The organism is Fluctibacter halophilus (genome assembly GCF_020687825.1).
Lineage (GTDB): Bacteria > Pseudomonadota > Gammaproteobacteria > Enterobacterales > Alteromonadaceae > Fluctibacter > Fluctibacter halophilus.
On record NZ_JAJEWP010000008.1, the window covers coordinates 14,081 to 27,376 of the forward strand.

A 13,296-nucleotide genomic window follows, 5' to 3' on the forward strand; every position below is an offset into this window, starting at 1 on the left:
TGTCTGATGTCATCAACACTTGATAAATAGTAAAGTCTGCTTGACATCTTTGGTGAGCCCGGCTATTGTGCTCTCATGTCAAGTACGCTTTACTTTTAACGCCAAGGAGAATGGGTATGTCACAGGCACCCACAGAGACATTGCAACAACGCTATAAAACATCGATTCGAAAGCTAACAATCTGGACCATGGCCTGGTTGATTTCACTGGCCCTGGTGGCATTCGGGCCGGCCTTCATCTGGGACTATCAGACCACCGTCAGCGTTGTCGCCATTGTGGTAAACCTGCTGGTGGGTGTGCAGATGATCATTGCCAACAAGCGCCACCTGGATGGGATGGACGAACTGCAGCGTAAACTGCACATGAATGCTATGGCTATTTCGCTGGGAGTCAGCATGGTGTCGGGCGCGGTTTATGGACTGCTGGAGCCGGTGCGGCTGCTGGAACAAACACCAAGCCCCTCCAATATTCTGTTTGTGATGGGGATCAGTTATTTGGTCAGTCTGGTCATCGGCAGCAGGAAATACCAATGAAAAACCGTTTGAAAGTGCTGCGGGCTGAGCGTAACTGGACGCAGATGGACCTAGCCCGGGCCCTTGATGTGTCGCGGCAAACCGTCAATGCGATTGAAACCGGCAAATTTGATCCCAGCTTGCCACTGGCCTTCAAGGCGGCTCGTGTGTTCGGTTTAGCGATTGAACAGATCTTTGATGATGAGCAAGGCTAGCTATTTATCTGTCATCAGCGCACAGGTATTAACCGAAGGAAATGTGCGCGTGCGCGGTTGGGATGTCACAAATATTTACCCAACCGCGGCATTCACGTAGGATGGTTACATGGATGTGCAAGTTGTCGGCTAGACTATGCAATGATGCGCGGGGTTTGTCGGTTGCGCAGGTCTGTCACAGTGCTACTACGGGAATCGGTTTTGGTGCGAATTTGGCATTGGATCATTGTCAGTTGTTTGGTTGTTGGCCAGTGCTATGCCCAGCAGGCGTCACCCTCACGCCCGATCACTTTCGGCGCGGTGTTATTCCCGCCAAACAGTGTATGGGACGCCGATAAACAGGCCTGTGTCGGGCATGTGATCCGTGAAACCCGGCGCATATTAACCGCTGCAGGTCTTGAGGTTGATGTCGTCTGCGCGTCGGCGCTGCGCATTTACCGGTTGATGGAAGAGGGCGAAGTCGATTTTACCGTCAATGTTAAATCGACGCGTGCCATGCCTGAAGGAACGCTGTTCTCTGATACCCCGTATTCGCAACTGTTTGTTGAGTTGTATTCCCATAGTGAAGATAAGGGCAGTGATGTCATTGCAGGGATCCGAGGTTACGATTATGACGGTTACCGGCAAATCCTGATCAATAGCGGTTTTACCTTTATTGATTTGCCCAACAGCCTTGATGCCATTGATATGTTCCTGCGGGGGCGGGCAAAACACCTGATTTCCTATCGAGGTCCCTTTCAATATCATTTACACCAACCGGGCCAACAGCAACCTCTCGATGCCATTGGGCAAACGTTGACCACGGTTGACACCTTTTATGCCATCGCTGCCAATTCACCGCACAAAGCGGTGTTACTCAAGGTATTGTCGGATTATGCTGAGGCGCGGGGATTTGACTATTTTTACCAACCCAGCGAGCAGGATTGGGCCCATCCGAATGATTAAACCAGACCAAAGTAGAGTGCCGCGTGGAATTTGACCCATCGATTACAACCTTGGCAGCCGTTATCCAGATTGCGGTTGCGCCGGTGTTCTTGCTGGCCGGGATAGCCGGTTTTTTGAATGTGATGTCAGGTCGCCTGGGCCGTATCGTTGACCGTGCCCGAGTGATTGAGCGCAAGGCTGCTATCTTGCAGGATGATGCGCGGTTGCCGGCTGTGCAGTATGAACTGCGCACCTTGTGGCGGCGGATCAAAATCATCAACTGGTCTATCGGGATGTGTACCGCATCAGGTCTGATGGTGTGTTCGGTGGTTGTGTGTTTGTTCATCGCCGATTTTTGGCATCTACCAATGGATCAGGTCATCGTTGTGATGTTTGTGTTAGCGCTGTTGTTGCTGATCTCTGCATTGGTGCTGTTCCTGAAAGAAGTGCAACTGGCAACCCGCATTTTGCAGAAAGGCCGCAGTTTTATTGACGACTGATGGTTACCTGTTCAAGGATCTGATCCGCTTCGGTGAGCTGATAGCGCTGGCGAAAGGCGGCCATGCGCTGGGGGTACTTTTCGATGTACTGGTTAATCAGCTCGATGATCTCCGGGTATTTTAGCGTGACCATATGAAACCCCACAATGTCGTAGGGTAAACGTGGATCCAAAACCAGCGGATGGGTGAGACGTTTACGACGCATCTGGTGTCTTGCCACATGATACTCAATATCAGCCCCACTGACCCGTTCCCGGGCCACCATATCCAATGCCGCCCAGGCATCTGTCACGGCTACGATGCGTACATGGCTGAATTGCGGATTATCTATCCACATCACTGGTGAAAAGCCGAATGGGACGCTCAGCGCCCGAAACGCTGATACCGGCTTGTCGCGAAACTCCGGTAACACCATGGTACCGCCCATGGCGTGAAACAGTGGCGCTGAATAATGCCGTTTGACCTGTTCTTGATCCGCACCGCTGTGCCACTTGGGATTGTCAGGGTAGAGGAAATCGACATTACCCTTGGCCAGTTCCCGTTGCAGGCGCTTGATCGGCATGGCCAGATAAACAAAGCGAAAATTGTATTCCCGCGCCACGTCCTCTAACACCGTCCAGGCAAAGCCTTTGTCGTTGCGGGCGGCGAAGTCGTAATGGGGATAATAGTCGATGGATTGGGCACCAATCACAAAAGTCCGGGGGGCGTTGGCAACTGCAACGCCAGACACAAATAAAGCCGCTGTCAGTATCCAACTGCGAAACCCAACAGTGATCACCGGCTCTCCTTGGTTGCTGCGCGTTTAACTCTTCCCGTATAGTACACCAAAATACTTACGCGCAGTGAATTGAACATGGATGCCCTTCCCAATCTTGAAAAACCGGCCTGGAAACGTTGGCTACCCCAACTGCCATGGCGAGGCGCAAGCTTCAGTCAGAAAATTGCCGGGTTAAACTTTACTCAATGGTGCTATTTGCTGGCCGCGGTGGTGGCCATTGGTGGGCTGGCAAACGAAACACCTGAAAAAGACCAGCAATGGCTTTTGGTAGGGGCCATCGCCGGCGTTGGTTTGCTGCGGGAATTGTGGTTTTTGTTCCAACGGTTGTGGGATCATCGTCTCGGTAAAGGCGTCATCGTTATTTTGTACGCCACCACCGCCAATGTGTCGCTCGCGGTATCGGCAATGAAAATCAGTGCCATTGTCGGCATGGAGCCCACGCCATTTGTGTTTACGCTTGGTTTTACCACGCTATTGATGTTGCCCTACTGGTTGCTGATTGCGTCGGTGGCTTTTCTGGCACTCGCGTTGTTGTTACTTAACTTGTGGTTGATGTTGGGGATTTTACTGCGCCTGGTACGGATTAAAGTGCGCCTGCACTGGGAAGATGAACATTTTGTGATTGTGACCATGTTGATGCGTGTTGTGATGATCCCCTTTGTGATGAGTGTGTTGGTGGCGGTGATGGAGCCGTACACCCAGCAGATAGGCTTGTTTGACGAGCAACTGGCAACCCTGAGCCAGGCGACTGAAGAAGATGGCACAGAGGAGACTCAGTTGCAGGTAACAGTTGGACGCAAAACGCCGCAAAGCAACATTGAGGTCGAACCGGTCACTCCGATACTGAATCGTCTCATCGCCTCGTTCATCTTTTGGTTTGAAACCTATCCCGATTCGATGTGTCAGAAAGCACCACATCAGCGCTCACTGATCATCGATGAAGACTCGATGTTAGTGGCCCAAAAAGCGGACAATGAGATTGGGTTTGAATTTGATGTTGCGGCGTGTATTCCACGTTACGTCGACACAGTAGCCAGCCCTGTGAGCGAGGTCGAAACTGTGCCACTACAGCCCGATGAGCTAGACAGCGAAACCAATGAGTAAAATCGCAGAATCGCTGTCAATTACGCCAATTGGGTGGCGAAATTAACCACAGTGAAGTTGGCATTAATATTTAAATCATTGAATATAAAGAGTATTTTTGCTGGCTTGGCACTTGCATTATCGGTGTGTCAAAAACAAAAAGGATTAACACATGTACACTGATGATGATTTAAATGCTGCGGTAGAGCATCAGGTGCTCGATACAGCGCAGGTTAACGCTTTCCGCCACTTTGTGGCGCAATCCCGCCAAACGTCCCTGGCCGACGAAGAATCGTTTCGCTTACTGAGTGGCTTTAATGATGTCTTTGTCGTGATCGCCGGCGCGTTGTTATTGGTTTCTCTGGGCGGTCTGGGTGGGATCGTGCATCCCATGCTAGGTGCCAGTGCCGTTGCAATCGCGGCTTGGTTATTGGCCGAATTCTTTGTTAAACGCCGTCGTATGGCGTTACCCGGTATTGGTTTGTTGCTGACCTTTGTCGGCGCAGTGTTCGCTGTACCGGTGACTTATCAGCACCATCCGCAGGAGCTGCATTTCATCATTGCTGGTGTGCTGGCGTTAGGCGCCGCATGGCTGCACTGGCGTCGTTTCCGGGTGCCGATCACGGTTGCTGCCGGCTGTGCCGCCGGCATCGGCGCGACCATGGGCGTCATTGCGTCTGTGTATCCCATGGCGTCGTCCTTGCTGTTGCAATTGTTGTTCGCCTTTGGTGTGCTGACCTTTGGCCTGGCGATGTATTGGGACATGTCTGATCCTGAGCGCCAGACTCGTCGCAGTGACGTGGCGTTCTGGTTACACCTGTTGGCCGCGCCTATGCTGGTTCATCCGGTATTTTCCGGCCTGGGCATCATCGACGGCATCACCGGTTTGAGCACATCGTTGATTGTGATTGGCCTGTACCTGTTTCTGGTGTTAATTTCCATGGCGGTCGATCGCCGGGCAATCATGGTCTCTGCGCTGGTGTACGTGGTCTATGCGCTATCGAATCTGATGGAAACGTCGGCACTGGCCAACTACAGCTTTGCGATTACCGGTGTTATCGTCGGTGGTAGTTTGCTGTTGTTGTCAGCCTACTGGCACAACAGCCGTGCCTGGGTGCTGCGCTGGTTACCCGGCAACATGACCGAGCGCCTTCCGGTCAGCCAAGCCTGATAACATTCTTTTCGCCGGCCCTTTAAACCTTTTTGGGTGGGCTGGCGACTAAGGTTCAAATCAACGTGTAAAGACAAGGACTATCATGAAAACACTGCCTATTGCGCTCAGCGCATTGTTGTTGGCCCAGGGCGCAGCTCACGCCGATGAAACCCGTAACCTCGAACTCAATAGTGCTGATATCAATGAACTGTACATCGATGCCGGACGGGGCGAACTGCGGGTCAAAGGTGTCGATGGACTCGAAGATATTCAGGTCGACGTGAAACTCGGTGGTCGCGAATTCGATGAGTTGGAACCCGGTGATATTGAATTGTCATTGACCCAGCGGGGCGATAAAGCGTTGTTGGTGGCGAAATTCCATCGCCGCATGGGCAATGCTGATGTCTACATGGATGTGGATGTAAAACTGCCGTCGCGATTGATGCTTGAGGTTGACGATGGCGCGGGCAACACCGTGATCAGTGATATCAAGAACACGGTACGGGTGGACGATGGCTCCGGTGATCTTGAAATCCACACGATCACCGGTGCGCTTTATGTGGATGATGGCTCCGGTGACCTGAAAATCACCACGGTAACCGGGAATGTTAACATTGACGATGGCTCTGGCGCGTTGGCGCTGTATACCGTGACCGGAAACGTCGAAATTGATGACGGCTCGGGTAATATCGAAGTGCGCACGGTGACCGGTGACGTTGAAGTGGAAGACGGTTCCGGCAATATCGAGCTGGTGACCATTAACGGCGACGTGGTGGTGGATGACGGCTCAGGTAATATCGATGTTGATGACGCCCAGTCATTCCACCTTATCGATGACGGGTCCGGCCGCGTGCAGTTGCGCAACATTCGCGACCGCAAATAGTCTTGTTGTGTCATAGAACGATTGGGCCCGCCTTATGGCGGGCCTTTTTCGTCGTGTCGGCACTGGTGCCTCGTTGTCAAACATGGTGCAATACGTTCATCAGTGTTGAACGTGAGGCTTTCTGACATGCGCTACGTAACTCTTGGCCGCAGTGATTTGCGGGTATCTCCTATCTGTCTCGGGACGATGACGTGGGGGCAGCAAAACACCCAGCAAGACGCCGACCAGCAATTGGCCATGGCACTCGATCACGGGGTGAATTTTATCGACAGCGCGGAAATGTACCCGGTACCGCCGAATCAGGACACCTACGGAGACACAGAACGCATCATTGGCAACTGGCTATCCCGGCATGCCGACAAACGGGACCAACTGGTACTCGCCACCAAGATAGCCGGCAATGGTCTTGGCTATATACGGGGTGGCGGAGACATCACCGGAGCTGCTGTGCAAGCCGCGGTCGATGCGTCGCTGCAGCGGCTACAAACCGATTACATCGATGTATTTCAGTTGCACTGGCCGAACCGCACCTCTCCTCATTTCGGCAAGCAATGGCCAAATCAGGTGCGCTTTACGGACGTTGATACTGAGGCACAACGGGACGGTATGCTGGATATTTTGCGTGGTTTGGACGCCTGCGTGAAAGCGGGCAAGATCCGTTATTGCGGGCTGTCTGATGACACGCCTTGGGGGATCAGCCAATTTTTGTCCCTCAGCGAAGCCCATGATCTGCCACGTATCGTGTCGATCCAAAACGAATTCAGTCTGTTACACAGTAAAGACTGGCCTTACCTGATAGAACAATGCGCGCATGAGGGAGTGGCCTACTTGCCGTGGTCGCCGCTGGGCGGTGGTATGCTGAGCGGAAAATACCTCAATGGTGCCCGCCCTGATGGTAGCCGCTGGACCTTAACTCAGCGTCAGGGACTGTTTCGCAATACCCCGCAATCGGAACAAGCGGTGGCACACTATGTGGCATTGGCGCAGGAGTTGGGTTTTACCCCTTCGCAACTGGCATTGGCCTGGTGCCATCAGGTCGATGGTGTGACCTCGACCATTATCGGCGCGACGTCAACGCAACAACTGGCAGAGGATCTGGCTGCCTTTGACCTGTCACTGAGTGACGAGGCGCAAGCGGCGGTTGCGGCAGTGATAAAGCGTTTTACCGCGCCTTTTTAATCCCAATACAACGTCATCATCAACCGGACAACGCCGCCTCAATGGCCTGTTGTAAGCTGCGCAGGCCGTCTGAATGGCGGTTTGGTGCCATCGGTGAGATCAAAAATGGTGCACGCTGGCCGTGATAGTCGCGCCACTCACCAATCTGTTCAAGGGTCAGTCCGGCCTGCTCAACGCTGCTGACCAGTGACTGTTCCATCATCGCAAAGGCGTGCTGACGCTTAAGCTGACAGCACTGCGCCACAGCAGATAAGTACAACCCCATGGCAAGCAGCGGAAAACAGCGCACTTCCAGATCCCCGTAGGCACTGGCATCGATGACACCGGTGGCGGCACCGGGATGACTGTCCGCGGTACGCCGTCGAAACAACGGCGATATGGCGATGCGGGAAAGCTCACAGATGCTGTCTCTGGGCAAGGTTGAAGGTTGGATGGACAGCGCGCCCTCAGTTGCAGCATAGAGTCGTTCAAGCGGCAGCAACTGCTGGTCATTGTCGGGGCAGATGATACGGATACACCCGGCCAGCTGGCCACTGGGGGCGTGATTAACCATCACACTGCGGGCATATTCATCATAACTGTCACTTTCTTCGCCATTGTCCCGCCTCGGTTCGAAGCCGAGTTCGTGACAATACACCTGGTGCCGCAATGCATAACACTGTTGTTGCTGGTGGCTGTCGGTGACCGGGATTGGTTCGAAGTAATGCATGAAATGTTCAACCACCGGGTGGACACCGCGGCGGGATGCACTGTTAGAAAACAGTGGAATGACATTTGAACGGCGCCGGTTATCGACCATCAGACTTCAGCGGGCAGGTTGGCTACATCTGCTTATCTAACTGAATAATTGTCTGAAAAGCAATTGTGCGGGCATAAAAAAAAGCCCCGCATTGGCGGGGCTTTTCAGAAGATAGGGTCAGTTGACCTTATTTGGCCGCTTTACGCTCTTTGGCTTCAGCCATGACAGCTTCAGCAACGTTTTGCGGACAAGGCATGTAGTGGCTGAACTCCATGGAGAACTGGCCACGACCAGAGGTCATGGTACGCAGGTGACCAATGTAGCCGAACATTTCGGACAGAGGTACGTCTGCTTTAACACGAACACCGGTAGCGCCGGCTTCCTGGTCTTTGATCATGCCACGACGACGGTTCAGGTCACCGATAACGTCACCTACGTGATCGTCTGGCGTGAACACGTCAACTTTCATGATCGGCTCAAGCAACTGAGGACCAGCTTTTGGCATGGTCTGACGGAATGCACCTTTAGCGGCGATTTCGAACGCAATGGCAGAGGAGTCAACAGCGTGGAAGCCACCGTCGAACAGCTCAACTTCAACGTCCAGTACCGGGTAACCCGCCAGAGGACCTTCTTCCATCATCACCTTGAAACCTTTCTCGATGGCAGGGAAGAATTCTTTTGGTACGTTACCGCCAACAACAGTAGATTGGAACGTGAAGCCAGAACCCACTTCACCAGGCTTGATGCGGTAATCGATCTTACCGAACTGACCAGAACCACCAGACTGCTTCTTGTGGGTGTAAGAATCTTCAACCAACTGAGTGATGGTTTCACGGTATGCAACCTGCGGTTGACCCACTTCCAGCTCAACGCCGTAAGTACGCTTCAGGATGTCAACTTTGATGTCCAGGTGCAATTCACCCATACCTTTGAGGATGGTTTCACCGGAATCTTCGTCAGTTTCAACCTGGAAGGAAGGATCTTCTGCAACCAGTTTACCGATAGCGATACCCATCTTCTCAGTTGCGCCTTTATCTTTAGGCTTAACAGCGATAGAGATTACCGGCTCAGGGAAGATCATTGGCTCCAGCGTACAAGGGTGCGCAGTAGAGCACAGGGTGTGACCGGTTTGTACGTTCTTCATACCCACAACAGCGATGATGTCACCGGCTTGGGCAGACGTCAGCTCAGTACGGTCATTGGCGTGCATTTCCACCATACGGCCGATACGCTCGGTTTTACCGGTCGCAGAGTTCAGTACGGTGTCACCTTTGTTCAGTTTACCGGAGTAAATACGGATAAAGGTCAGGGCGCCGAAACGGTCGTCCATGATTTTGAATGCCAGCGCGCGGAAAGGCTCATCTACAGAAACAACCGCTTTCTCGCCAGTAGGCTCACCGGTTTCTTCGTCTGTCAGGTCCTGAGGATCAACTTCGGTGGGTGAAGGCAGGTAGTCAACAACCGCGTCCAGAACGTTCTGAACACCTTTGTTTTTGAACGCTGAACCACAGAACGTGGGGAAGAACGCCAGGTCACGAGTACCTTTACGGATACAACGCTTCAGGTCTTCGATGGAAGGTTCTTCACCGTCCATGTAAGCCATCATCAGGTCGTCGTCTTGCTCAACGGCAGTTTCAACCAGTTGCTCGCGGTATTCAGCAGCTTTTTCTACCATGTCAGCAGGGATATCTACGACTTCGTAGTTTTCTGGCAGACCAGAGTCATCCCAGATGTATGCTTTCTGTTCCAGTACGTCAACAACGCCTTTGAAGTCATCTTCGATGCCGATAGGCAGGGTCATGACCAGTGGGTTTGCACCCAGAACACGCTTGACCTGGTCAACAACGCGGTAGAAGTCTGCACCCATACGGTCCAGTTTGTTCACGAAGATAATACGTGATACTTCAGATTCGTTAGCATAGCGCCAGTTGGTTTCTGACTGGGGCTCAACACCACCAGAACCACAGAATACACCAACACCACCGTCCAACACTTTCAGTGAACGGTAAACTTCAACGGTGAAGTCAACGTGTCCGGGAGTGTCGATGATGTTCATGCGGTGGTTCTTCCAGAAACAGGTAGTCGCTGCTGACTGGATGGTAATACCACGCTCAGCTTCCTGCTCCATGAAGTCGGTGGTAGATTCACCGTCGTGTACTTCACCGGTCTTGTGGATCTTACCGGTCAGTTTCAAAATACGTTCAGTAGTGGTGGTCTTACCCGCGTCAACGTGGGCAAAGATACCAATGTTACGATATAACGATAGGTCGGACATTGCTTCACTCTATGTTCTGATAAAAAATTGCGCGGCATTATACAAGAAATTGGCCACAGATACATGATTCGTTTTCGTTTTAAATCAATTACTTGAAATAGGCTGTTTAGGCGTCAAGTAAAAACTCCCTAGTTCCCAGTCAGTTAGGACAAATTTCGGACTAAAATGGGTGCTAAAATAATCACCGGTGAGTCGCAGTATTGCGCCGGAATATGACAATTAAAGGCGAATTTTGCAGAAAACGCGCGTAAATGATCGGAATTCGGCTTGTGTCAGGAGGACATCGGCATCACGCGGTTGCGCCCCAGTCGTTTCGCATCGTACAGGTAACCGTCTGCCCTGTCGATACACTGCTCAACCGATTCCTTGCTGCGCCGCTCTGCGACGCCAACCGATGCCGTGATGCCATCGAGTACGTTACCACTGCGACGGTCTTTGACCACCAATTTCTCCACACTGCGACGCATGGTTTCCGCCAACTGTCGCGCAGTTGGCAGGGCAGACCCGGGCATCAGAACGGCGAATTCCTCACCGCCGTAGCGGAAGACCTGGGCGGTATCCCGACACACATCCTGCAGTTTTTTGGCAACCGCTTTTAACACCAAGTCGCCCATTAAATGACCGTGGTTGTCATTGATCTGTTTGAAATGATCGAGGTCCAGCAGGATGATACTCAAGGGGGTGACCCCCTGTTTGCTGTCAATTTCAGAGTCGAAATAACGTCGGTTACACAAGCCGGTTAACGCGTCATACAATGCAGCCTGTTCACTTTCGGCCAGCTTCGCCCGCAATTGTTGAATTTCCTGATTGGCACTTTGCAACGCGCCATTGAAGGTGATGGTGCTTTTGCGGATGGCCTGGGTTTCTTTAACCAGTTTACGCACCAGTGCCATCACCTCCTGCATACTCCAGCCCTCTTTTTCGACTTTGGAAAGGTCGTCCAGGGTTGAATCCATGACCTGCTTGAACACCTGCGTGTCGCTGCGAGTGTCCTGCATGGAATGGTCCAGCTCCTGCAGCATGGCCTCCATGGACTGGCGCAGTTGCCAGGCTGTCATGTCTTGCTCGTCGGCAACAAATTCGCGAAACAGCGCTTCAGACTTTGCTGCCGACACACTGCCACCATCGGCCAACGCTTGCTCAATGGCTTTGTTCAGCGAAGGTTGTTCATTGGCCACGTAGGTGTACCACAGGGCATAGTGGGTCGGAATGGCCGAAAGGTGGTGTTTGATCAGCAGCGGCACGGTTTTCTTCAGGTTTTCAAAAGTCTGTTCTATGGATTTATCGCTCATGCCGGTACCAAATACGTTGCCAAAAGCTCTGTTTACAGCCTATACAGAATGTGTAGTAGTTACAAAAAATTTACAACAGGCTTGCGCCAGATCATGGTGACAAGCGCGGGTTCGGGTCAACCTCGAACCTACAGCTTTAAAAAAACGCAGTACAACAGGAGAGCGTTCGGTGTTTATACCCAAAATTTTGCTGAAACAACTGTATACCCACGGCAGCCTGAGCAGTGTGCCTGGCGGGGTCAAATTCCTGCTCAAAAACCGACTCAAAGACGCCACATTGAAGCGAGTCAATAAGATCATTCTGGATGGGCGTGAAGTGCCGGCGGAAAAGATCAGTGTGCAGATCAGTCCCGATCACATGATGCCGCTTACCGAGCTCAATGACGGTGATGACCTACCCTTTCCGTTGCGGGCCAGTGTTGGCATCATTTTGCACGTTGAGCATGGTCCCGAGCAGCAAAAATCTTGCATTGAAATCAGCTTTGAAGCAACGCCGTTTGGCAAGCTCAGTTTTGCGGTGGAAGATGTACTGACGGAACCCACAGAGGATGACAGCAAAATTCCCCGGGACCCGATGGACGACTACGGTGAAAAGGTGATTGCTGAACGCCAGCGGTATTTTGAGCAGTACACCGGTGGTACCGTCAATCATGTTGGCAAGTACTCCATTGATCCCCAGACCCTGAAAGGCAATATCGAGAACTTTATCGGTGTAGCGCAGGTGCCGATGGGCCTGGCTGGGCCTGTGATTGTGCACGGTGAACATGCCAAAGGTGAGTTCCTGGTGCCGTTAGCGACCACCGAAGGAACACTGGTGGCTTCGTACAACCGTGGAATTAAGCTGCTCAACATGAACGGCGGTGCAAAAGTCACCGTGGTCGAAGACGCCATGCAGCGCGCGCCGGTTTTTGTGTTCGAGGATGCCCGCGGGGCGAGGGATTTTGTCCAGTGGGTGGATGAAAACATTGAACAAATTCGTGAAGAAGCCGAAGCCACGTCGACGGTGGCCAAGCTGACGTACATTGACCGGATCCTGTCGAACAAATTTGCTTACCTGCGCTTTAACTACAAAACCGGTGATGCAGCCGGGCAGAACATGGTCGGTCGGGCTACGTTTGCGGCCTGCGGCTGGATATTGGATCACTATCCGGGGATCAAGAATTTCTATCTGGAATCCAATCTGGCGACGGATAAGAAAGCGTCACAGATCAACATTATGCGGACGCGGGGTAAGCGGGTCATCGCTGAGGCGACCATTAAGCGAGAGCATTTGCTCAATGTCATGCGTGTTGAACCCAAACAGATTGATTATCACGGTCGCGTTGCCGCCGTGGGGTCATTTTTATCGGGTGTGAATAACACCGGCTTGCATTCACCCAATGGCATCACCGCGATGTTCATTGCCACCGGCCAAGACGTGGCGAATGTGTCGGAGTCGTCTGCCGGCATTCTGTATTCCGAACTGACCGACGAAGGTGATCTGTACTTGTCGCTGACCATTCCTTCATTGATCGTGGCGACCTATGGCGGCGGTACGGGTATTGGTACCCAGCGGGAGTGTCTGGAGTTGATGGACTGTTACGGCCGTGACCGGGTGTTGAAATTTGCCGAAATTGTCGGTGCTGTGGCGCTGGCCGGAGAAATCTCCCTGGCGTCGGCGATTTCATCATCAGACTGGGTTTCATCCCACGAGGCGTACGGTCGCAACCGTTAGGTCTGTGAAGGGGATAAAAAAAGGGCGCTTGAAGCGCCCTTTTTATTGC

General features: G+C 52.4%; 13 protein-coding genes. 9 read left to right on the forward strand and 4 right to left on the reverse strand.

Annotation, left to right across the window (positions count from 1 at the left end):
* The first annotated feature begins 116 nt into the window (after positions 1 to 116).
* The 4 genes from LJ739_RS18205 to LJ739_RS18220 all read left to right on the forward strand — a co-directional run bounded on the left by LJ739_RS18205 (position 117) and on the right by LJ739_RS18220 (position 2,151).
* Positions 117 to 533 carry a hypothetical protein gene (locus tag LJ739_RS18205; protein ID WP_229162896.1) on the forward strand — a complete coding sequence of 139 codons (417 nt, stop codon included), beginning with the start codon at positions 117 to 119 and terminating at the stop codon, positions 531 to 533.
* Entirely contained in the window at positions 530 to 727 is a 198-nt protein-coding gene (locus tag LJ739_RS18210; RefSeq protein ID WP_229162898.1) for a helix-turn-helix transcriptional regulator, read from the forward strand. The genes LJ739_RS18205 and LJ739_RS18210 overlap by 4 nt, the downstream gene beginning before the upstream one ends.
* A 204-nt stretch (positions 728 to 931) precedes the next feature.
* The gene (locus tag LJ739_RS18215; RefSeq protein ID WP_229162900.1) at positions 932 to 1,672 is read left to right on the forward strand and encodes a type 2 periplasmic-binding domain-containing protein; all 741 of its coding nucleotides are present in this window, start codon (positions 932 to 934) and stop codon (positions 1,670 to 1,672) included.
* Between the two features lie 23 nt (positions 1,673 to 1,695).
* The gene (locus LJ739_RS18220) at positions 1,696 to 2,151 is read left to right on the forward strand and encodes a DUF2721 domain-containing protein (protein ID WP_229162902.1); all 456 of its coding nucleotides are present in this window, start codon (positions 1,696 to 1,698) and stop codon (positions 2,149 to 2,151) included.
* On the opposite strand, the gene LJ739_RS18225 is transcribed toward LJ739_RS18220, so the two are convergent.
* Positions 2,138 to 2,929 carry a type 2 periplasmic-binding domain-containing protein gene (locus LJ739_RS18225; RefSeq protein ID WP_229162903.1) on the reverse strand — a complete coding sequence of 264 codons (792 nt, stop codon included), beginning with the start codon at positions 2,927 to 2,929 and terminating at the stop codon, positions 2,138 to 2,140. The genes LJ739_RS18220 and LJ739_RS18225 overlap by 14 nt on opposite strands.
* A gap of 75 nt (positions 2,930 to 3,004) precedes the next feature.
* Between LJ739_RS18225 and LJ739_RS18230 the strand changes: the two genes are divergently transcribed.
* The 4 genes from LJ739_RS18230 to LJ739_RS18245 all read left to right on the forward strand — a co-directional run bounded on the left by LJ739_RS18230 (position 3,005) and on the right by LJ739_RS18245 (position 7,227).
* Entirely contained in the window at positions 3,005 to 4,033 is a 1,029-nt protein-coding gene (locus LJ739_RS18230) for a hypothetical protein (RefSeq protein ID WP_229162905.1), read from the forward strand.
* Positions 4,034 to 4,184: 151 nt separating this feature from the next.
* The gene (locus LJ739_RS18235; RefSeq protein ID WP_229162907.1) at positions 4,185 to 5,183 is read left to right on the forward strand and encodes a hypothetical protein; all 999 of its coding nucleotides are present in this window, start codon (positions 4,185 to 4,187) and stop codon (positions 5,181 to 5,183) included.
* Between the two features lie 85 nt (positions 5,184 to 5,268).
* Entirely contained in the window at positions 5,269 to 6,048 is a 780-nt protein-coding gene (locus LJ739_RS18240; RefSeq protein ID WP_229162909.1) for a DUF4097 family beta strand repeat-containing protein, read from the forward strand.
* Between the two features lie 126 nt (positions 6,049 to 6,174).
* Positions 6,175 to 7,227 carry an aldo/keto reductase gene (locus LJ739_RS18245; protein ID WP_229162911.1) on the forward strand — a complete coding sequence of 351 codons (1,053 nt, stop codon included), beginning with the start codon at positions 6,175 to 6,177 and terminating at the stop codon, positions 7,225 to 7,227.
* A gap of 19 nt (positions 7,228 to 7,246) precedes the next feature.
* Here LJ739_RS18245 and LJ739_RS18250 read toward each other — a convergent pair whose 3' ends face one another.
* The 3 genes from LJ739_RS18250 to LJ739_RS18260 form a co-directional block, all read right to left on the reverse strand.
* The gene (locus LJ739_RS18250; RefSeq protein WP_229162912.1) at positions 7,247 to 8,026 is read right to left on the reverse strand and encodes a PEP-CTERM/exosortase system-associated acyltransferase; all 780 of its coding nucleotides are present in this window, start codon (positions 8,024 to 8,026) and stop codon (positions 7,247 to 7,249) included.
* 127 nt (positions 8,027 to 8,153) lie between these two features.
* On the reverse strand, positions 8,154 to 10,241 hold the full coding sequence (gene fusA, locus LJ739_RS18255) for an elongation factor G (protein WP_229162915.1): 2,088 nt from the start codon (positions 10,239 to 10,241) through the stop codon (positions 8,154 to 8,156).
* 272 nt (positions 10,242 to 10,513) lie between these two features.
* A complete protein-coding gene (locus tag LJ739_RS18260; protein ID WP_229162916.1) occupies positions 10,514 to 11,533 on the reverse strand; it encodes a GGDEF domain-containing protein in 1,020 nt (339 codons plus the stop codon).
* Between the two features lie 169 nt (positions 11,534 to 11,702).
* Here LJ739_RS18260 and LJ739_RS18265 point away from each other — a divergent pair, with 169 nt between their 5' ends.
* Complete coding sequence (locus LJ739_RS18265; protein ID WP_324254917.1) at positions 11,703 to 13,247, forward strand: hydroxymethylglutaryl-CoA reductase; 1,545 nt, start codon at positions 11,703 to 11,705, stop codon at positions 13,245 to 13,247.
* Positions 13,248 to 13,296: the final 49 nt, after the last annotated feature.